Annotated in this window: 17 protein-coding genes and 1 other RNA gene; 9 read left to right on the top strand and 9 right to left on the bottom strand. The window is 41.1% G+C overall.

All coding sequences use genetic code 11. The annotated features are described in order from the left end of the window. Window positions 1-17 precede the first annotated feature (17 nt). The 5 genes from I6J02_RS10615 to I6J02_RS10595 all read right to left on the bottom strand — a co-directional run bounded on the left by I6J02_RS10615 (window position 18) and on the right by I6J02_RS10595 (window position 4,429). Window positions 18-983 (bottom strand): glycosyl transferase family 90, encoded by a 966-nt coding sequence (locus tag I6J02_RS10615; protein ID WP_201677990.1) that lies wholly within the window; start codon window positions 981-983, stop codon window positions 18-20. Beyond that, window positions 980-1,555: a non-canonical purine NTP diphosphatase gene (locus tag I6J02_RS10610; RefSeq protein ID WP_201677989.1), complete on the bottom strand. Its 576-nt coding sequence runs from the start codon at window positions 1,553-1,555 to the stop codon at window positions 980-982. The genes I6J02_RS10615 and I6J02_RS10610 overlap by 4 nt, the downstream gene beginning before the upstream one ends. 99 nt (window positions 1,556-1,654) lie before the next feature. Beyond that, window positions 1,655-2,209 carry a hypothetical protein gene (locus I6J02_RS10605; RefSeq protein WP_201677988.1) on the bottom strand — a complete coding sequence of 185 codons (555 nt, stop codon included), beginning with the start codon at window positions 2,207-2,209 and terminating at the stop codon, window positions 1,655-1,657. A gap of 24 nt (window positions 2,210-2,233) precedes the next feature. Beyond that, window positions 2,234-3,214, bottom strand: coding sequence for a deoxyhypusine synthase family protein (locus I6J02_RS10600; protein ID WP_002996875.1), 981 nt, complete (start codon window positions 3,212-3,214; stop codon window positions 2,234-2,236). A gap of 117 nt (window positions 3,215-3,331) precedes the next feature. Next, window positions 3,332-4,429 carry a mandelate racemase/muconate lactonizing enzyme family protein gene (locus tag I6J02_RS10595; RefSeq protein WP_201677987.1) on the bottom strand — a complete coding sequence of 366 codons (1,098 nt, stop codon included), beginning with the start codon at window positions 4,427-4,429 and terminating at the stop codon, window positions 3,332-3,334. A gap of 199 nt (window positions 4,430-4,628) precedes the next feature. Here I6J02_RS10595 and gltB point away from each other — a divergent pair, with 199 nt between their 5' ends. Together gltB and I6J02_RS10585 are read left to right on the top strand one after the other, a co-directional pair. Beyond that, window positions 4,629-9,146, top strand: coding sequence for a glutamate synthase large subunit (gene gltB, locus I6J02_RS10590; RefSeq protein ID WP_201677986.1), 4,518 nt, complete (start codon window positions 4,629-4,631; stop codon window positions 9,144-9,146). 12 nt (window positions 9,147-9,158) lie between these two features. Continuing rightward, the gene (locus I6J02_RS10585; RefSeq protein WP_201681629.1) at window positions 9,159-10,625 is read left to right on the top strand and encodes a glutamate synthase subunit beta; all 1,467 of its coding nucleotides are present in this window, start codon (window positions 9,159-9,161) and stop codon (window positions 10,623-10,625) included. 128 nt (window positions 10,626-10,753) lie between these two features. Here I6J02_RS10585 and I6J02_RS10580 read toward each other — a convergent pair whose 3' ends face one another. From I6J02_RS10580 to tgt, 3 genes are read right to left on the bottom strand one after another with little or no spacing between them, the layout of a single operon-like run. Beyond that, window positions 10,754-11,665 carry a DMT family transporter gene (locus I6J02_RS10580; protein WP_201681628.1) on the bottom strand — a complete coding sequence of 304 codons (912 nt, stop codon included), beginning with the start codon at window positions 11,663-11,665 and terminating at the stop codon, window positions 10,754-10,756. Between the two features lie 13 nt (window positions 11,666-11,678). Further along, complete coding sequence (locus I6J02_RS10575) at window positions 11,679-12,758, bottom strand: LptF/LptG family permease (protein ID WP_201681627.1); 1,080 nt, start codon at window positions 12,756-12,758, stop codon at window positions 11,679-11,681. A gap of 22 nt (window positions 12,759-12,780) precedes the next feature. Continuing rightward, a complete protein-coding gene (gene tgt / locus I6J02_RS10570) occupies window positions 12,781-13,911 on the bottom strand; it encodes a tRNA guanosine(34) transglycosylase Tgt (protein WP_201681626.1) in 1,131 nt (376 codons plus the stop codon). Window positions 13,912-14,145: 234 nt separating this feature from the next. On the opposite strand from tgt, the gene I6J02_RS10565 reads away from it, so the two are divergent. Together I6J02_RS10565 and rsmG are read left to right on the top strand one after the other, a co-directional pair. Then, window positions 14,146-15,294, top strand: coding sequence for a glycosyltransferase (locus I6J02_RS10565; protein ID WP_236582408.1), 1,149 nt, complete (start codon window positions 14,146-14,148; stop codon window positions 15,292-15,294). A gap of 24 nt (window positions 15,295-15,318) precedes the next feature. After that, window positions 15,319-15,954, top strand: coding sequence for a 16S rRNA (guanine(527)-N(7))-methyltransferase RsmG (gene rsmG / locus I6J02_RS10560; protein ID WP_201681625.1), 636 nt, complete (start codon window positions 15,319-15,321; stop codon window positions 15,952-15,954). A gap of 59 nt (window positions 15,955-16,013) precedes the next feature. Here the strand turns inward: rsmG and I6J02_RS10555 are convergent, their stop codons facing one another. After that, window positions 16,014-16,247 carry a hypothetical protein gene (locus tag I6J02_RS10555; RefSeq protein WP_201681624.1) on the bottom strand — a complete coding sequence of 78 codons (234 nt, stop codon included), beginning with the start codon at window positions 16,245-16,247 and terminating at the stop codon, window positions 16,014-16,016. A gap of 158 nt (window positions 16,248-16,405) precedes the next feature. Here I6J02_RS10555 and dprA point away from each other — a divergent pair, with 158 nt between their 5' ends. The 5 genes from dprA (at window position 16,406) to accD (ending at window position 20,506) form a co-directional block, all read left to right on the top strand. After that, complete coding sequence (gene dprA, locus I6J02_RS10550) at window positions 16,406-17,524, top strand: DNA-processing protein DprA (protein WP_201681623.1); 1,119 nt, start codon at window positions 16,406-16,408, stop codon at window positions 17,522-17,524. 8 nt (window positions 17,525-17,532) lie between these two features. After that, window positions 17,533-19,041, top strand: a complete 1,509-nt coding sequence (locus I6J02_RS10545) for an MFS transporter (RefSeq protein ID WP_201681622.1) — start codon at window positions 17,533-17,535, stop codon at window positions 19,039-19,041. A 6-nt stretch (window positions 19,042-19,047) separates the two neighbouring features. Further along, window positions 19,048-19,275, top strand: coding sequence for a DUF6814 family protein (locus tag I6J02_RS10540; RefSeq protein WP_201681621.1), 228 nt, complete (start codon window positions 19,048-19,050; stop codon window positions 19,273-19,275). Window positions 19,276-19,443: 168 nt separating this feature from the next. Beyond that, window positions 19,444-19,541: signal recognition particle sRNA small type (gene ffs, locus I6J02_RS10535), an RNA gene on the top strand. A gap of 122 nt (window positions 19,542-19,663) precedes the next feature. After that, window positions 19,664-20,506, top strand: coding sequence for an acetyl-CoA carboxylase, carboxyltransferase subunit beta (gene accD, locus I6J02_RS10530; protein ID WP_002996908.1), 843 nt, complete (start codon window positions 19,664-19,666; stop codon window positions 20,504-20,506). Window positions 20,507-20,515: the final 9 nt, after the last annotated feature.

Raw genomic sequence — 20,515 nt, 5'->3', positions numbered from 1 at the left:
AAGGTTTAAGCAAAGAATCAAAGTCCTTGATTCGTCTTTTCGAAATACTTTTCGAGAACGCGGAGTGCGATAAGATCTTCTAATTTTCTGTTTTTAAACTGTTGAATGTACTGATGTGCATTACCAATAATTTTTTCAGCTTCCTGCGGATGATTAATATAGTAGTGCAGCTTTTCCTCCAGATCCGAATAATCATCTTTAATCTGTATATAGTGAAAATCCGGGATCAGTCTACCTTCCATAAACCATGTTTCATATTTAGGCAGAGGCATTACTGCTACGGAATTGGAAGACATGATCCATTTGAGATTTGTAGCAACATCATTTCCTTCCAGAGACAGAATAAACTTATAATCCAGATGCTGCTGAATAGAAATAGGCTTACTGTACCATTCCGGATGATCATTATCCATCACGACACTCCCCAGATCACATAAAGGGTTGCCAAAGTACAATTCAAAAAAACGTTTGCGGTGTTGCTGGTAAGCTGCAAATCTTCCGATCAGCATATCCTTTTTACTACCAAACGCAATATCATCCTGTATAAAATTAAAGTGCCTGATCTTATCCAGATTAAGTAAGACAGCATTTTTATTATCTCCGGCGATGGGTCTGCTTTTCACTATTGCCGGACATTCGGGAATATCCACCACATCACCGGGTATCATCTGCAGTTTAAGTAGAGGATCAAAATAGCGGGCATATTCTTTCGTATCAAAATAATATACCCGGATTTTTTCAGGAATCTTAAATTCAGCTATTGCAACAGCCGCGGATGTCAGGGAAGTATTCTGCTGAAGCTTATTGTAATAATTCACCCGATCTTCCAGTGCTTTACTGTCAAATTTCGGGATTGCCTGAAATTTAGATTTTAATCGGGACCTATACCAGAACGAAAGAGGAATCTCCCTTAAAAGTGCTTTAAAATAATAGGCAAGCTTAAAATTCTTATTCTTAAAAACTATCCGCTTTATATTGATCATAATGATTTCAAAAAGCCTGTTAATGCCTTGACTGCAATAGAACGATGGCTGATTCCATTCTTTTCGTCTGCAGTCATTTCAGCAAATGTCTTTTCATATCCATCCGGAATAAAAATCGGATCATACCCGAATCCTTCCGTCCCTCTCCTTTCAGAAATAATTGTCCCAGCAATAGTACCTTCAAAGAAGTACTGCTGTTCATTCAGAAATAAGGATATAACTGTTCGAAATCTGGCTTTACGATTTTCACTACCTCCTAATTTTTCAAGAACCAGATCGATATTACGTTCCATATCTCTAGATCCTGAATAACGGGCTGAGTATACCCCAGGTTCATTATTGATTGCTTCGATTTCTAATCCTGAATCATCTCCAAAACAATATAAACCATATTTATTTACAAGATAATCTGTTTTCTGTTTTGCATTTTCTTCAAAGGTATCTCCGGTTTCGGGAATATCATCCTGACAATTGATATCATCCAGACTTTTGATCATAAAAGCATCCCCTACTATAGCACGTACTTCATCCAGTTTATGCGCATTATTTGTTGCAAAAATTAATTCGATCATATCTACAAATTAAAAAATAAAATTTCAGAAAAGCCCCTGTTTGCCAAAAAACTTTAGTTGGCAAAGGTATTTATAAAAAGATCAGATGATGTAAAGAGCTTAAGAAGCTATAAAAGTTTTGAATTCTATCCAGAATGCCTTTTTCTTCTCTATATCCACAAACATTTCCTCAAAACTATAGGTATTAAATACCGTGGCTACACGACCTTTCATGTAAGAGTTATGAGGGATATGCGGCAAGACAAGAGATGTCGGTTCGACGCCCAGCAGAATGATTTTTGTTGGCGTAAAAAACTGCATAATGCGTTTGAAATCATTCGGATTATGCGGATTAGCCAGATTGACAACAGCCACATCGGAGGGAGCAAGCTGAAGAGCACCAATTGTTTTCACAAATGCTTCCTGAGCACCTGCTGAAAAATACGGATATTCCTGATAACGTAAAATAAAGACAATCCCTCTATCTTTATTTCCCTGATAAATAAACTCCTCCGTCGCATCCGTTTTCACTTCTGCAGACAGAGGAGTTTGTATAGATGTTGCTTCCACAAATTCATCCTCCTGTCTATGTGCAAAGGACTGCCCGGCAGAAAACAATGTCTCTGACATGAGTGCTTTGATAGCAGCAGGGTTATCGGTGAGCAAATTCTTCATGTATAGCGTATACTAAAGTTAATTCTATTGACCCAGTACGTAAGCAAATACCAAAGGCGCCACAATAGTCGCATCAGATTCAATAACAAACTTAGGTGTATCGATATCCAATTTGCCCCAAGTGATTTTTTCATTAGGAACAGCTCCTGAATATGAACCGTAAGAAGTTGTTGAATCCGAAATCTGGCAGAAGTAAGACCAGAAAGGAACATCTTCCCACTCCAGATCCTGATACATCATCGGCACTACACAGATAGGGAAATCACCGGAAATACCACCTGCAATCTGGAAAAAACCTACCCCTTTTCCGCTGGAGTTTTCACGGTACCATTCTGTCAGGTAGATCATATATTCAATACCGGACTTTACAGTGCTGGCTTTCAGATTTCCTTTGATTACATTCGCAGCGAAGATATTTCCTGTTGTGGAATCTTCCCATCCCGGACATATAATAGGCAGATTCTTTTCAGCGGCAGCTACAATCCATGAATTTTTAGGATCAATCTCGTAGTATTGTTCCAATACACCTGAATTTACGACCTGATATAAGAACTCATGCGGAAGGTAACGCTCACCTTTGGCTTCAGCTGCATGCCATACGTCCTCAAGGTGCTTCTGCAAACGACGGAAAGCCTCTTCTTCAGGAATACAGGTATCAGTGACACGGTTATAGTGATTATCTAATAACTCTCTCTCCTGCTCAGGAGTCAGATCGCGATAGTTCGGAACTCTTTTGTAATGTGAGTGCGCAACCAAGTTCATCACATCCTCTTCCAGATTGGCTCCGGTACAGGAAATAATTGCAACTTTATCCTGACGGATCATCTCAGCTAAAGAAATTCCCAATTCAGCAGTACTCATCGCACCACCTAAAGAAATTAACATTTTACCACCTTCGTTCAGATGCGCTTCATAACCTTTCGCTGCATCCACCAATGCTGCTGCATTGAAGTGAAGGTAATTTTTCTCAAGAAACTGAGAAATAGGACCTTTTTGTGTACTCATGATAATTATTAATTATATAAAAATTAAGCAACAACAAAGGTAATAATTTGGATTGAGGTAGGGTAAAGATTTATGACTTTCTCTATCCGTAAAAAGATACTATCAAAAGCCGGATGATCAGATCACCCAACTTTCACATTTCTTTAAATATTCCGCATCAATATCTGCTCCTATACCAGGGGTATCACTTACCGAGATCCGGTATCCGTCATATTGTACTCCTCCGATGACAGGATCTTCCAGATGTCCGACCATACATGTATCCAGATCATAGAATCTGACCATTTTTGCCGCATAAGCAAAATGTACTTTCGCAGCTAAAGCCAGACGGCTTTCCAGCATACCTCCAATCATACATGGAATACCAAACTCTGCTGCAACGGCATCTATTCGTAAAGCCTCTGCAATACCTCCTGATTTTGAAAATTTAATATTGATATAATCACAGGCATCCTCCCGGCACAGCCGCTCTGCATCATAATGTGAATACACAGATTCGTCAGCCATAATCGGGACTATTGTTTCTGTACGCAACTGAGGAAGCAAATGGTCATTCCATGTCCGCATAGGCTGCTCACAGTATTGTATTTTAAAAGGTTCCAGTCCCTGCAAAGCCTGTACGGCTTGTTCATATGACCAACCCTGATTTGCATCAATTCGAACCGGCATATCAAAACCAACAGCTTTGCGGATGGCCCTGATCCGTTCAATATCTGTCTGAGGATCTTTCCCCAGTTTCACCTTCAATACAACAGCACCTTCACGCTGAAGATTTCTGGCCTTTTCAGCCATTTCTTCAGGAGATGCTATACCCAGTGTCATATCCGTAGTAATATCCCGGCGCTCCCCTTTTAAAAACTGATACAACGGCAATCCGGCATGTTTGGACGCAAGATCAAATAATGCACTGTCAAAAGCGCTTTTTATTGTTTTGTTTCCGGCAATATAAAGATCCAGTTCGGCAAGACGGTCCTGTATAGCCAGCGGATCCTTTCCTTTCCATAATTTTGCAAAATCACGGGCAAGCACCAGACAGGTATCCTGAGTCTCTCCTACAATCATCGGAAATGCAGAACACTCTCCTACTCCATATATTCCTTCGTCTGTATTTACCCTGATAAAAGTATTCTGAGCATAGTCCATCGTTCCTGTCGCAATGACAAACGGCTCCATCGGAATACTTAGTCTGTAGATCTCAATAGTCGTAATAACCATAATTTATTTGTTTACATCCCAAAAGTACAGAATGTTATTCCAATAACAGAAGCTCTAAGCTAATAAAATACAAAATCTATTGCATTAATCATGTTTAATTAACAAAGAATCAATATAAATTAGTTTTATTTGTGAATAATATAAAAATATAAGACTTTTATTCCTATATTAGCAAACTGATTATATTTTTGAGGAGAAGATGACAAACGAAAGAATAGAGAAAAAAGGACTTTACGACCCTGATTTTGAACATGACGCATGTGGTGTAGGCTTTGTAGCACATATTAAAGGCCGCAAGTCCCACAACCAGGTTAAGGATGCCTTGACCATGTTAGAAAATATGGAACACCGCGGTGCCTGCGGTTGTGATCCTGAAAGTGGTGACGGTGCCGGGATTATGATCCAGCTGCCTCATGAGTTCCTGTGGGAAGAATGTATTTCACTAGGCATTCAACTCGAAGAGCCCGGTTATTACGGAACAGGAATGTTATTTCTGCCAAAAGAAGCGGAAATGAATACACTTTGCAGAAGTACAGTCGTTGAAGCCTGCGAAGAACGCAATATGCGCTTCCTTGGGTTTCGTACGGTGCCTGTAAACCGGGAAGGTATAGGTCCGACTGCGCTGAGTGCCGAACCGGAGATTGTCCAATTCTTCGTAGCACGACCAGAAGGAGTGTTTAACACAGAAGAATTCGAACGCAAACTCTTTGTTCTGAGACGTCTCATCATTCAGAAAATCAAAAAACACCAAGAATACCCTCTCCCTATTTATATTGCCTCTCTATCTTGTAAGACTATCATTTATAAAGGCCAGCTTACGACTTATCAGGTAGGAACTTATTTCAAAGATTTGCGGGATCCTCGTGTTGTATCTGCTTTTGGTCTGGTACACTCCCGGTTCTCCACTAATACATTTCCTTCCTGGTCATTAGCACAGCCTTTCAGACATATTGCCCATAACGGGGAGATCAATACACTTACCGGCAACTTAAACTGGTTCTATGCCGGTGTCCGCTCTCTTTCATCCCCTTATTTTACAGATGAAGAAATGCAGATTCTATTACCTGTCGTAGATAAAGGCCAGTCTGATTCCGCCTGTCTGGACAATGTAGTTGAACTGTTATTACACAGCGGCAGAAGTCTGCCTCATGTTATGCTTATGCTGGTGCCTGAAGCCTGGGATGGTAACACGCAGATGGATCCCTTGAAAAAAGCATTCTATGAATATCATGCGACACTTATGGAACCATGGGACGGACCAGCAGCACTGTGTTTTACAGATGGCAAAACTATCGGAGCGACATTAGATCGTAATGGATTAAGACCCTTACGTTATGCGATTACTTCAGATGACCGCGTTGTAGTTGCATCAGAAGCCGGAGCCCTACCTGTTCCTGAAAGCTTAATTATCCAAAAAGGCCGTCAACAGCCCGGAAAGATTTTTGTAGTCGATATGGAAGCAGGACGCATCCGCACAGATGAAGAGGTAAAAGGTGAACTTATCCGTCAGCAACCTTATGGCGAATGGTTAAATAATTACAAAATCCGTCTGGAAGAACTGGCTGACCCACGTGTCACCTACACCTACTTATCTAAAGAATCTGTTTTCAAATATCAGCAAGGGTTCGGTTATTCGCGTGAGGATCTGGAAACAATACTGGCTCCGATGGCGCTTACCGGATATGAGCCTATCGGATCAATGGGAACTGACGTTCCTTTAGCAGTTCTGTCTGATCAGCCTCAACATCTTTCCAGCTATTTCAAACAGTTCTTCGCTCAGGTTACCAATCCGCCTATAGATCCTATTCGCGAAAGACTGGTCATGAGTCTGGCGACATTTATCGGTAATGCCGGTAATATTCTGATTGAAGATAAAAAATTCTGTCACTGTGTGACACTACAACACCCTATCCTGACTTCAAGTGAGCTGGAAAAACTTCGTTCTATCGATACAGGTGTATTTCAGGCGAAAACTTTACAACTCTATTTCAAAGCTGACGGAAAATCAGGTTCACTGGAAGATGGCCTTGAAAGACTTTGTCGTTATGCAGATGATGCTGTACGTGACGGATTTGAAGTATTAATCCTTTCGGACAGAGCCATTGATTCACAACATGCTCCTATTCCGTCCATCCTCGCAGTTTCTGCGGTACATCACCATCTGATCAAAACCGGTAATCGCGGTGCTGTAGGTTTGGTAGTTGAAGCAGGAGATGTCTGGGAAGTGCATCACTTTGCTTGTCTGCTGGCATTCGGAGCGACCGCAATCAACCCGTATATGGCACTGGCAAGTATCCGTACCATGAAAGAACAGGGACATCTGGATACCGATCTGACATGGGATACCTTAAAGAAAAACTACGTAAAAGCTATCTGTGCAGGTTTATTAAAGATATTCTCCAAAATGGGTATATCAACTCTTCAATCTTACCATGGTGCTCAGATCTTTGAGGTCCTGGGGATTGACAAAACAGTAGTAGACCAATACTTCTGCGGATCTGTATCCCGCATCGGAGGTCTTTCATTAGATGATATTGCAACAGAAGTTTTGATCAAACACTGGACTGCGTTCGGAAACTCAAGAGTCGAAAAGAATCTCCTTCCGGAAGGTGGTGTCTACCAATGGAAAAGAAGAGGAGAAGGTCATCTCTGGAATCCGCAGACCGTACACTTATTACAGCAGGCATGCCGCAATAACGATTACGAATCATATAAAAAATACGCAGGTCTGATCAACAATCAAAAAGAGAAGATGTATACGCTTCGCGGATTGCTGGATTTTGCAAAACACCGTACGGCAGTATCTATTGATGAAGTAGAATCTGCAAATGATATTATGAAGCGATTTGCTACTGGAGCTATGTCACTGGGATCTATTTCGACCGAGGCACACAGTACACTGGCTATTGCTATGAACCGTATCGGAGCCAAAAGCAATACCGGTGAAGGTGGAGAAGATGCGTCACGCTTTATACCGCTGGCAAACGGAGATTCTATGCGATCGGCTATCAAACAAGTTGCTTCAGCACGTTTTGGTGTGACTTCACACTATCTGACAGAAGCAGATGAGATACAGATCAAGATGGCTCAAGGTGCAAAACCGGGTGAAGGCGGGCAGCTGCCAGGTCATAAGGTGAACGATTTCATTGCGAGATTGCGTCACTCTACTCCGGGTGTAGGACTGATCTCTCCTCCTCCGCATCACGATATTTATTCTATCGAGGATTTGGCTCAGCTGATCTTTGACCTTAAAAATGCAAACCGTAAAGCTCGTATCAACGTAAAACTGGTATCTAAAGCCGGTGTAGGTACGATCGCTGCCGGTGTAGCAAAGGCTCATGCTGATGTTATCCTTATTGCCGGATATGACGGCGGTACAGGAGCCTCTCCTATCAGTTCGGTCAAACATGCCGGATTGCCATGGGAACTTGGTCTTGCTGAAGCACATCAGACACTGGTACAAAATAAACTACGCAGCCGTGTAGTATTACAAGCTGACGGACAGATGAAAACCGGACGTGACATTGTAATTGCAACATTATTGGGTGCTGAGGAATGGGGTGTAGCTACCGCAGCCCTTATCGCAGGAGGCTGTATCATGATGCGTAAATGTCATCTGAATACTTGTCCTGTGGGCGTAGCTACTCAGGATCCCGAATTACAAAAATTGTTCTCCGGTAAACCGGAAGATATTGTCAATCTTTTCCGCTTCCTGGCTGAAGAGATTCGTGAAACAATGGCAGAACTTGGTTTCCGTACCATCAATGAAATGGTTGGCCGTGCGCAGTTCCTTAAAAAACGTGAAAATATCCAACATTGGAAAGCTAAGAAAATTGATTTTTCAAGTATCCTGTATGTAGCCAGAAATTCTGCAGGTGAATCACTTCATAATACGGAAGAGCAGGATCACGGCATGGGTATGATACTGGATTGGGGCTTACTGAAACAAGCGAAAGCGGCTTTCGAAAGCAAAACACCTGTATTCGGTACATTCCCTGTAAAAAACACAGACCGTACAGTGGGTACCCTGCTTTCCAATGAAATATCTAAGTTATTTGGTGCAGAAGGGTTCCCGGATAATACGATCAATTACAAATTTGAAGGTTCTGCAGGGCAGTCTTTCGGTGCATTTAATACCAAAGGGATTTCTTTTGAACTGGAAGGTGAAGCAAATGATTATGTAGGAAAAGGACTTTGCGGAGCTCAATTGGCTATTTATCCGACAAAAGACAGTCCATTGGTCGCGCATGAAAATATCATCATCGGTAATGTTGCTTTATACGGGGCTACCTCCGGGCATCTCTTTATCAACGGTATGGCAGGTGAGCGATTTGCAGTACGCAATTCAGGCGCAACAGCAGTAGTCGAAGGTATCGGAGACCATGGCTGTGAATATATGACTGGTGGTCGTGCACTGATCCTGGGTCCTACAGGACGTAATTTTGCTGCCGGTATGAGTGGAGGTATTGCCTGGATATACGATATCAACGGTACATTCAGAGAAAACTGTAATATGGAGATGGTAGATCTGGATCCGTTAGATACAGAAGACGAAACAACAATCATTGCCCTATTGAAGCGCCATATCCACCTGACCAAAAGTGAAAGAGCAAATTACATCCTTCAACACTGGGCAGCTGAGAAATCAAGATTTATCAAAGTATTCCCTCGTGAATATAAAAATGTATTACTTAAAAAATTGGTAGAAGCTAAATAAGGGGCAATTGTCATGGGAAAACCAACCGGATTTTTAGAATATGATAGAACACTTCCTAAAAAGGAAGCAGTTGAAAATAGAAAACAACATTATCAGGAGTTTGTAAAAAGCTATTCTGATACACAACTTAATGAGCAGGCTGCACGTTGCATGAACTGCGGTATCCCTTTTTGTCACTCGGGATGTCCGCTGGGCAATGTGATTCCTGAATTTAATGACGCTGTATATGACGGAAGATGGGAAGATGCATACAATATCCTGATCTCAACCAATAACTTTCCGGAGTTTACAGGCCGTATATGTCCTGCTCCATGTGAGTCAGCCTGTGTACTGGGTATCAATAAGCCTCCTGTAGCTATTGAAGAGATCGAGAAGCATATTATCGAGATTGCCTTCAAAAATAAATTCGTAAAACCGAACAGAAGCTATTTAAAAACAGGCAAAACGGTAGCAGTTATAGGTGCCGGTCCTGCAGGTCTTGCTGCCGCAGCACAACTGAATAAAGCAGGTCACGATGTCGTTGTTTATGAGCGCGATGACAAAGTCGGCGGACTGTTACGTTACGGTATTCCGGATTTTAAACTGGATAAATCGATTATCGACAGACGTATTGAGATTATGGAGCAGTCGGGCATAGTATTCCGTACCAACAGCGAAGTTGGGAAAAATGTTCCGGTATCGGAGCTGGCTCCTTTTGATGCTATTGTACTTACAGGAGGCTCTACAATTCCCCGTAATCTTCAGATTCCAGGTCGTGAACTTAAAGGCGTGCACTATGCGATGGAGTTCCTGAAACAACAAAACAAACGTGTTGGCCAATCTCCGATAGAAGTAGAAGAAATTACAGCTACCGGTAAAAATGTATTAGTTATCGGTGGTGGTGATACTGGTTCCGACTGTGTAGGTACTTCAAATCGTCATGGTGCGGTTTCCGTTACCCAATTTGAACTGATGCCGCAGCCACCGAATACACGTACGAATGGTATGCCGTGGCCTACTTACCCGATGCTGTTAAAGACAACGACTTCACATGAAGAAGGTTGTCAACGCCATTGGAGCATAAGCACCAAATCATTTGTCGGTGATGACAACGGAAATCTCAAAGGCGCAATCGTCGTTGATCTGGAATGGGAAACCGATACTTTCGGAAGACCTGTCAAATTTACCGAGGTAGAAGGATCAGAACGTGAGATTCCATGTGAACTGGTTACATTGGCTATGGGGTTTTTACATCCGCAACATGAGGGTCTTTTACAGCAATTAGGTGTTGCACTTGACGGAAGAGGAAATGTACAGGCTACTGAAGGCGAATACAGAACATCGGTAGATAAGGTCTTCTCAGCCGGAGATATGCGTCGCGGTCAGTCTCTGGTGGTATGGGCAATCTCTGAAGGACGTGAATGTGCCCGGAAAGTGGACGAGTTCTTAATGGGTTCGTCTAATCTTGAAAGCAAAGAGACAATTTATAATTACGCATAATCACCTACCCTAATAACAGTAAAGTCCGGTGTGTTTTCACAACCGGACTTTATTATGATATGCCAAAGCGATCTCCAGGAAAGTATAATAAATTTCAGGATTATCCTCCGGAAGGACAACGGATAATTTTAGTGCAGCTTACGGATAACCAGATCTTTCTGCCGGTTTTCCATTCGGGTTTTGACATATGGATATAGAAATACAGCAGTCAATACGATTACTGCTCCTACATAAAAGCCAAGACTCATGGTTTCTTTATGACCAAATATCAATACTGCAAGGATAATTCCGTAAACAGGTTCCAGATTAGTCGTCAATGCTACAGTAAATGCCGTGAGCTCTTTCATTACAGCCACTCCCATAACATAAGCTACTGCCGTACACACAACACCCAAAAGCAATAAATACCAGAGATCCTGCTGACTAAGTTGCATACTGGCATTGAAATCTCCGGAGAAAAGCATAAAAACACTGATCCAGAAAAAAGCCCCCAGCATCTCGTAAAAGGTAATAATTGTTGGACTGGATGATTTAACCATCTTACCATTGAGAATGGAGAATACACTCGCACAGAATGCACATGCCAGACCACTGATAATGCCGGCCAGATACCGGGTTTCAAATTGAAATATAGTGTATATCCCCAAAATAATAATCAGTCCAATGACGATATCCAAAGCCGCTATTTTGCGTTTGTATAACATAGGCTCAAATATGGCGGTATATAAGGTTACCGAAGAGAGTGTTACCAGTGTAACAGATACAGTCGATACTTTTATAGAATAAAAGAACAGAACCCAATGTAATCCCACCACAGCTCCGGTCATAAAAAATTTAAGGAAGTCCCGCTTACTGACAACTATACTTTGACGCTTAAATACAAAATATACCGCTAATGCAATGGCAGCAATACCTACTCTATACCAAACCAGATGAATCGCTGATACGGAAATCAACCCGCCCAAAATACCTGTAAAACCCCAAATCAGCACAGTCAGGTGCAAAACAAGAATATTGCGATTAATTTTGATGGAGGACATGAAAAAATAAGGATTATTTTGGTGCTTTATACATCAGATAAAGGCCTAAACTCAGGAATATTAAATTCGGAATCATGACGGCGATCAATGGCGGAAGACCTCCTTTGAGCGAAAACATGGTTGAAAACTGAATCAATACTATATATACAAAGCTCAATGCGATACCTAATCCCAGACTAAGTCCTATCCCTCCTCTTACCTTCTTGGAAGAAAGCGAAACTCCCATCAGCGTCAGAATAAATGCGGAAAACGGATATATATACCGTTTGTATTTTTCCAGCAACAGTTCGGTCATCATACCTGTTCCCCGGGTTTCTTCCTTGTCGATACGCTTACTCAGTTCATCGGTATTCATTGCTGTAAACATATTGTCATACTTCTCAAAATCGGAGGGTTTCATATCCAGCGTAGTATCTTTCTGATCCGCCTTATCCATACGCTCCTGAAGACCATTGATAACCCGGTTGGTATAATTCTCTATTTTCCATTTTGTAGAAATTGAATCCCAGCGTATCCTGTCTGCAATCATCTTTTCTTTCAGGCGATCTCCATCAAATTTTTCCAGCACAAAATTATAGCCTATTTTTTGCTTTGTATCGAAATTATCAATGTATACGTACGTATCGGAGTCGATCTGCATATGAGTAGCAGAGATAGATCCACCGGCTTTATCAGGCTTGACATATACATTCTCAAAGCTCACTTTCATTTTATTCGTACGCGGAATAATATAAATGTTAAATACAAAAGTGACAGCAAAAATGAGCGAAGCTGCAATCATATATGGCCTCAACATTCGGTTGAAACTCATTCCTCCACTCAGAATAGGCACGATCTCGGTCTGATCTGCCATCTTGGAGGTAAAGAAAATAACGGCAATAAAGTTGATCAGCGGAGATAAAAAATTCAGATAAAAAGGAATAAATCCGGCATAATACTGAAATACTATTTTGGAGATCGGCGCTTTATATTGCAGGAAATTATCCAGTTTTTCGGAAACGTCAAAAATAACCATGACCACAGTAAAAATAGCCATAGTGAAGACGAACGTCGACAAATACTTCTTAATAATATACCAATCTATTATTTTCATGAATCGCAGCTTACGCGTTAGCTTACAACCGTTGCCCTAAAATTTTGACCATTTTGTTTTTCCACTCGTAAAATGTGCCATCCACAATTTTCTCACGAGCCTGATTAACAAGCCAAAGATAAAAATGTAAATTATGTAATGAAGCAATTTGAGCTCCTAAAATTTCCTGTGAACGAATCAGATGTCTCAAATAGGCTTTTGTGTATACCTGATCGGCCATCAGATCACTTTCAGGTTCTATCGGAGAGAAGTCATCTTTCCATTTTTCATTTTTGATATTGATGATTCCGTTCTGCGTAAACAACATTCCGTTACGTGCGTTACGGGTTGGCATTACACAGTCAAACATATCGATACCAAGCGCAATATTTTCCAACAAATTGATCGGAGTACCCACTCCCATCAGATAACGTGGTTTTTCGGTCGGCAATATATTACATACGACTTCTGTCATAGCATACATCTCTTCGGCCGGTTCTCCGACAGACAATCCGCCAATAGCATTTCCTTCCCGGTTAAAAGAAGCAATGACTTCTGCAGATTTTTCACGTAAATCTTTATACACAGATCCTTGTACAATCGGGAAAAGTGTCTGATCGTATCCGTATAACGGATCTGTTGTATCAAATCTGTCACAACAGCGCTTCAGCCAGCGATGCGTCATGTCCAGAGAACGGCGGGCATATCCGTAGTCGCAAGGATAAGGAGTACATTCGTCAAATGCCATAATGATATCTGCACCGATAACACGTTGTGTATCCATGACATTCTCCGGTGTAAACAGATGTTTGGAACCATCTACATGTGATCTGAATGTTACACCTTCTTCTTTGATCTTACGCACTTCCGTCAGGGAATAGACCTGATATCCACCGCTATCTGTCAGAATAGGGCGATCCCATCCGATAAACTTGTGAAGCCCTCCAGCTTTATTAAGGACATCCAGTCCAGGACGCAGATATAAATGATACGTATTACCAAGGATAATCTGCGCTTCAATATCCTGTTTCAGCTCGTGCTGATGTACAGCTTTGACCGTACCCGCAGTACCAACAGGCATAAAGATGGGCGTCTGAATTTTACCATGGGCCGTTTCAATTTCCCCGGCACGGGCTTTAGAAAATTTATCGTTTGCTTGAAGCGTGAATTTCATGAATTAACCTCTCTATCTGTCAGAAACATACAGTCCGGATATACCTTTATGTATTTCTTCTGTATTTGACCGTACACCGGCCATTAAAAAACACCTGCAAAAGTACTACAAATTATGGCATCTGTAAACATCTCTCCTATAAATATTGCAATCAAATCGTTCACTTTGACAATAAATAACTAATTTTAACGCTCGAATTCATGATTCATCATAGAATCGTTATAATTTTTTCCAGTGAATATATTTCATTTTTTTCAAAGCCATTTTACATTCTTTTATCTGGCCTTGTTTATTTTAGGTATTTTCTTACTTATCCAACTGTATTACATCCTGTTTGTATATACTAAAGTAAGCCGGTATCGTGTACAATCTTATCAGCAGAACGCAGATCAGGTTCCTGTTTCCGTTATTATCTGTGCTCGTAATGAAGAGCATAATCTCAAAACGTTTTTACCGCTAATCCTGGAACAGGAATATCCCCAATTTGAAGTTGTGGTCGTCAATGATTGCTCAAATGATGACACCAAATGGGTACTGCAGGACTTTGAACGTAAATATATGCACTTAAAGGTAGTGGAAATCAAGGAACACATTCAACTCAAGCACAATAAGAAATTTGGGGTGACGATGGGTATAAAAGCTGCAAAGTATTCACATTTCGTCTTCACAGATGCGGATTGCCAGCCCAATTCGCCGCTATGGCTTTCGGAAATGGCAGGCGCTTTTACAGAAGGAAAAGAGATTATTCTGGGTTACTCTCCTTATTTCAGACAACGCGGATTCCTGAATAAGCTCATCCGCTTCGAAACTACACATACTGCGATGAGTTACCTTTCGTATGCACTGAAGAAGAATGCATACATGGGTGTAGGCCGTAATATGGCGTATACCAAAGAATTATTTTTCAAAGGAAAAGGATTTACTTCGCATATGCATATCAAGTCAGGTGATGATGACCTGTTTGTCAATCATAATGCAAACAAGCAAAATACCCGGATCGTCATACATCCTGATGCCCATATGTACTCTGTACCTAAAGACAGCTGGAAAAGTTATTACAAACAAAAAGCAAGACATTCCGGAGCATCTGTTCTATACAAAAAGAAACACCAGCGTATGTTAGCGACCCAGCTCGCTTCGGGTATTTTATTTTACATCACCTTAATTACCTGCGTAGCCTTATTTCCGACGATGTGGTATTATATGGCAGGAGCCTATGTATTGAGACTACTTGTGCAGATCATTGTCTTTCGTACTGTTTACAAAAAACTTGCTGTACACGATCTTATCTGGTGGTTACCATTTTTAGACCTGTATTACTATTTCTATATTTGCATCAATGGTTTATTCAACAGGAAGAAACCGCAACGCAGCTGGAAATAATTATTTATTCAATCCATACGTATTTTGAATCCTTCAGTAGACATTATCTATAAATACTTTCCGAAATTAACGGAAACACAAAAAACTCAGTTTGCACAACTAGCCGAGTTATATCCTTTCTGGAATAACCAGATCAATGTGATATCGCGTAAAGATATAGAGAGCCTTTATCTCCACCACGTGCTTCATTCGCTGGGTATTGCTAAGTTTATGACTGAGTTTGCACCGGGCACACATATTCTGGATGTTGGTACAGGAGGAGGATTTCCGGGTATACCTTTAGCCATCTTGTTTCCCGAAGTCAGGTTTCACCTTGTCGATTCGATCGGAAAAAAAATAAAAGTAGTGCGGGAAGTAGCCTCAGCATTAGGACTTACAAATGTGGAAGCCGATCATATGCGAGCGGAGCAACTGGATTATAAATACGATTTCGTCGTATCCAGAGCAGTGACAAGATTAGGAGATTTTGCACCATGGATCCGCAATAAATTTTTGAAACAGGATAAAAACGGTGTTCCTAACGGTATCCTGTATTTAAAAGGAGGAGATCTGAAAGAAGAAATCAAAGAGTCCAGACTCAAAGCGGAGCTTCATCCTTTGTCAGATTATTTTACTGAAGATTTCTTTGAAACCAAGTACGTGGTTTACGTACCCATGTAACTCATAAATATGTTTTTGGCTTGCGAAAATATTTAACAAGCCAAAAACGTGTTGATTTTTTATGATCCGGTTTCTTCTCTGATCTTTTGTCCGATCAGATTAATTTCCTCATCCATACCAAACATTGGTAATCCTGTTTCGGGATTCAGTTTCAACCAGGTGGTATCTGTATCCTTAATAATCTGCACATATTCTTTACCTTCTTTAAAGATCACATACGTATCTTCCTCTTCCGGAAAAACAGAATATACAATATCTTCTATTTCAATATCAAAGGGCTCCTTTGTTTCCATACTATGTAGTTTTGTTGTTCAGCCTGAGACTGCTTTTATTTTTATAAAATCTGCGGAGACTTTCATCTCTTTATCGTTGCAAAGATACGATTCTTCAGAAAATTTCGGGTGGGGAATCAAGTTACAGGATTTATCCTTATCTTTAAGGATAACCATTTATGAATACTTTACTACAAATAGCTTTGACCAAAGTAAAAGGCATTGGTCCCCGATTGTCACGATCTCTTCTTTCTCATTGCGACTCTGTGGAAGCTATTTTTTCTGCTTCAAAGAAACAGCTTTTAACCATTCCCGGCATTAATACAGCTATTATAGACCGCATACGGTCAAAGGACGTATTACTGGAAGCGGAGCAGGAACTGGCATTTATCTCCGCTCATCATATAGACCTGCTGTGGATAGAAGACGATCGTTATCCCAGACGATTACGTGAATGTGATGATGCTCCTGTGCTGCTCTATTATAAAGGTTCGGAATCGCTCAACCCGGCCAGGACCATCAGTATCGTCGGCACACGAAAAGCAACAACATACGGACAACGGATCTGCGATGAACTGATTGAGGAGCTAAAACATCCCGATATACAGATCATCAGCGGTCTGGCTTATGGCATTGATATTTATGCTCATCAGACTGCACTTCGTCATGATATCCCAACCTTAGGCATATTGGGACATGGACTGGACCGTATATATCCGGCTGCACACCGGAGAATAGCTGCGGATATGGTGTCCTGTGGAGGGTTACTTACGGAATTCACTTCCGGTACAAATCCGGACAGACAAAATTTCCCGATGCGTAACCGGATAATCGCTGGAATGGCAGATGTAACTATTGTTATTGAAGCGGCATCAAGAGGTGGCGCCCTGATTACTGCAGAAATAGCGAACACCTACAATCGGGATGTATGTGCCTTTCCAGGAGGTATTGATCAGGAATCTTCCGCAGGATGTAATTACCTGATCAAAACAAACCGCGCTCACCTTATCCGTAATGCTGCAGATCTCTTTTATCTGATGAACTGGGAACAAGAGCAAAACCAAAATCAAAAATCTTCAGCTCAGCTATCATTACTTCCACCCCAACTCAGCGAAGAGCAGGAAAAAATATTTCAATTTCTGCAACAGCAGAATGCAGTTCCTATTGATGAGATCGCAATACATTGTGCATTACCTCAAAGTCAGCTTGCTATTTCACTCCTCGAACTGGAAATGGAAGGTATAATTCTCTCTATGCCCGGAAAAGTATATAAATTACATCACCTATATCAACACTAAACCTACTTATGAAAGAAACAGTCAGTAAAAAGGGAATCTGGAAAGTCATCGGTGCCTCCTCTATGGGAACACTGATTGAATGGTACGATTTCTTTATTTTCGGAAGTCTCTCCGTAGTCATTTCTACGAAGTTTTTTCCTTCAGACAATCCAACGGCAGCTTTTCTGTCCACATTAGCCACATTTGCTGCCGGATTTGTGGTCCGGCCATTCGGAGCCTTATTTTTCGGAAGACTGGGCGATATGATAGGTCGCAAATACACATTTATGGTCACTTTGCTCCTGATGGGAGGAGCTACTTTTCTGATAGGCTGTATTCCAAGCTACGATTCTATTGGTTTCTGGGCACCCCTGCTGGTTCTTATTCTGCGACTTCTGCAAGGGTTAGCCTTAGGAGGTGAATACGGAGGAGCGGCCACGTATGTGGCAGAGCATGCTCCGAAAGGTCAGCGTGGATACTGGACGTCCTGGATTCAGACAACGGCAACCTTTGGTTTGTTTATTTCTCTGATTGTAATCCTGCTGACCAAAAGTATATTGTCGGCAGAACAATTTGATACCTGGGGATGGCGTGTACCTTTTATGTTATCTATTATTATGGTATATGTCTCTTACCTGATTCGTAAGAATATGGATGAATCTCCTGAGTTCCAGAAAGCAAAGACGGAAGGCAAAGTGTCTGTTAATCCTTTGAAAGAGAGTTTTGGCAACCGGTATAATCTGAAATTTGTACTTCTGGCACTATTCGGAGCTGCTATGGGACAGGGCGTAGTCTGGTACACAGGGCAGTTTTACTCCATGAGCTTTATGAAAACGGTCATGTTTCTGGATTCAGATCAGGCTGACACCATATTAGGTACTGCTTTATTGATAGGGACTCCTTTTTTTATCGTTTTTGGCTGGCTGAGTGATAAGATCGGCCGGAAATGGATTATGCTTTCAGGTATGCTTCTGGCTATCCTAACCTACAGACCTATTTATAAAGCTATGTATGTGGTGACTGATACCCAACAAAAGGAAGAAGTCATTGCAAAAACGACCCGTACATCCGGATTGGATGAGGTTCATAATGCCAGTTTTCAAACTATAGAAAAAGAGTACACAGATGGTACCACTTCAAAAGTCACTACCTCTGCAACTATCGGCGAAGCTAAAGAAACTGTCAAGACAACAATCACTATACAGGGCAAAAACAGAGCCTGGCTCACCGCTCTTATCTTTATACAGATTATTTATATCACAATGGTCTATGGTCCTATAGCAGCCTTTCTGGTAGAAATGTTCCCCGTGAAAATACGTTATACGTCTATGTCCTTACCTTATCATATAGGTAACGGTATATTTGGGGGGCTTCTTCCTGCCGTATCAACCTATCTGGCCAGTAATGCAAAAACCGCTCAGGATCCTGAGTTTTATCTTGCCGGACTCTGGTATCCGATTATAATTTCGGCGGTATGTTTTATAATAGGAGCCCTCTATATTAACAAATCTATTATTCACAAAAATGTTAATGACTAAAACACTATGGAATCTGTAAAAAAACTTTTAGGAATTGTGTGGATAGCATTAGCACTTTTCACAGCTTATTTCTGCATTTTCGAACTTGCCATTCCAAAGATAGGCACCGGCCATCAGGAAGATCTGGTATTTGGGATCATCATACTGGCGGTTCTAACGCCTATTATTTCTGTCGGACTGGCCCTTTTCGGATATTTTGCGTGGACCAGTGAATACCACACGGAGAAAATGTAAGTTAATCTGATGTAGATTATCATGAGCATATATAGTAAAACCAATAAATATGCTCATGATAGTTTTAAACAACTATTTAGCGAAAATATATTCTCATGAAAATCAGCCTTATAGTAAAATATCGGGCATTTATTTTCTGTATTACCAATATTTTGCTACTTTTGCGGTGGGTAAGTCTTTTACGACCAGCTCCCATTGACTCCCCCAGGGTGGGAACACAGCAAGGGTATTTGGTTGAGCGGTGCGATAAAAGGAGCTTACCCATTTTTTGTGCCTTAATTTTTTTAAAATCCTGAGACATCCCCGTACAGCATTCCTTTTAATTTTAGTACTTGTTGTAGGGATAAGATATTTTTTCGTTTATTTGTAGTCGAATAAGAACTTTTGTATGAGTTGGTTTAAAAGAGAGAAAGCAGGGATAAATACCGCAACTGAAAACAAAAAAGAAGCTCCTGACGGGCTTTGGAATAAATGTCCTTCGTGTAAAAAACCCCTATTAAATATAGAACAGATTGAAAACAACTATGTATGTCAGTACTGTGGTTATCACATTCGTATTGGCTCTGCAGCATATTTTTCGATTCTGTTTGATGATAACAATTTCACCGAACTTTTCAGCGATTTAAGATCCGGAGACCCTATCCACTTCGTGGACACCAAGCCTTACGCTGAGCGTCTGGTAGAAGTGCAGGCTAAAACAGGTTTAAAGGATGCGCTGCGCAGTGCACATGGTAAATTGAACGGTCAGGATCTGGTAGTCGCTTGTATGGATTTCACCTTTATCGGTGGTTCTATGGGTTCTGTTGTTGGTGAGAAAATCGCAAGATCTATTGATTACTGCCTGGAACATAAGATTCCTTTTATGTTAATCTCCAAATCCGGAGGAGCACGTATGATGGAAGCTGCATTTTCGTTGATGCAAATGGCGAAGACTTCAGCAAAACTTGCTTTATTAAGTCAGGCTAAAATCCCATATATCTGCTTGTTGACGGATCCGACTACAGGTGGTGTAACAGCATCATATGCAATGCTGGGTGATATCAATATTGCTGAGCCAGGAGCTTTGATCGGCTTTGCAGGACCTCGCGTTATCAAAGAAACAATCAAAAAAGATCTTCCTAAAGGTTTCCAGACTTCCGAATTTTTACTGGAACATGGATTTTTAGATTTTATTGTAGATCGCCGTGAATTAAAACAGAAAGTTTCCACTTTTCTAAAGTTGGTTAAATAGATACAAAAA

Origin of the sequence: Sphingobacterium spiritivorum, from assembly GCF_016725325.1 — a bacterium.
Lineage (GTDB): Bacteria > Bacteroidota > Bacteroidia > Sphingobacteriales > Sphingobacteriaceae > Sphingobacterium.
Note: the sequence above shows the minus strand (reverse complement) of the source record. Positions and strands in the feature narration are given on the sequence as shown.

What these genes read in the sequence shown, in the direction of transcription:
- I6J02_RS10555 (WP_201681624.1), bottom strand. Translation starts at nt 16,247, where the DNA reads ATGGAAACAAAGGAGCCCTTTGATATTGAAATAGAAGATATTGTATAT.
- I6J02_RS10580 (WP_201681628.1), bottom strand. Translation starts at nt 11,665, where the DNA reads ATGTCCTCCATCAAAATTAATCGCAATATTCTTGTTTTGCACCTGACT.
- I6J02_RS10545 (WP_201681622.1), top strand. Translation starts at nt 17,533, where the DNA reads ATGAAAGAAACAGTCAGTAAAAAGGGAATCTGGAAAGTCATCGGTGCC.
- I6J02_RS10540 (WP_201681621.1), top strand. Translation starts at nt 19,048, where the DNA reads ATGGAATCTGTAAAAAAACTTTTAGGAATTGTGTGGATAGCATTAGCA.
- I6J02_RS10585 (WP_201681629.1), top strand. Translation starts at nt 9,159, where the DNA reads ATGGGAAAACCAACCGGATTTTTAGAATATGATAGAACACTTCCTAAA.
- gltB (WP_201677986.1), top strand. Translation starts at nt 4,629, where the DNA reads ATGACAAACGAAAGAATAGAGAAAAAAGGACTTTACGACCCTGATTTT.
- tgt (WP_201681626.1), bottom strand. Translation starts at nt 13,911, where the DNA reads ATGAAATTCACGCTTCAAGCAAACGATAAATTTTCTAAAGCCCGTGCC.
- I6J02_RS10575 (WP_201681627.1), bottom strand. Translation starts at nt 12,758, where the DNA reads ATGAAAATAATAGATTGGTATATTATTAAGAAGTATTTGTCGACGTTC.
- I6J02_RS10610 (WP_201677989.1), bottom strand. Translation starts at nt 1,555, where the DNA reads ATGATCGAATTAATTTTTGCAACAAATAATGCGCATAAACTGGATGAA.
- I6J02_RS10600 (WP_002996875.1), bottom strand. Translation starts at nt 3,214, where the DNA reads ATGAGTACACAAAAAGGTCCTATTTCTCAGTTTCTTGAGAAAAATTAC.
- I6J02_RS10615 (WP_201677990.1), bottom strand. Translation starts at nt 983, where the DNA reads ATGATCAATATAAAGCGGATAGTTTTTAAGAATAAGAATTTTAAGCTT.
- accD (WP_002996908.1), top strand. Translation starts at nt 19,664, where the DNA reads ATGAGTTGGTTTAAAAGAGAGAAAGCAGGGATAAATACCGCAACTGAA.
- I6J02_RS10605 (WP_201677988.1), bottom strand. Translation starts at nt 2,209, where the DNA reads ATGAAGAATTTGCTCACCGATAACCCTGCTGCTATCAAAGCACTCATG.
- dprA (WP_201681623.1), top strand. Translation starts at nt 16,406, where the DNA reads ATGAATACTTTACTACAAATAGCTTTGACCAAAGTAAAAGGCATTGGT.
- I6J02_RS10595 (WP_201677987.1), bottom strand. Translation starts at nt 4,429, where the DNA reads ATGGTTATTACGACTATTGAGATCTACAGACTAAGTATTCCGATGGAG.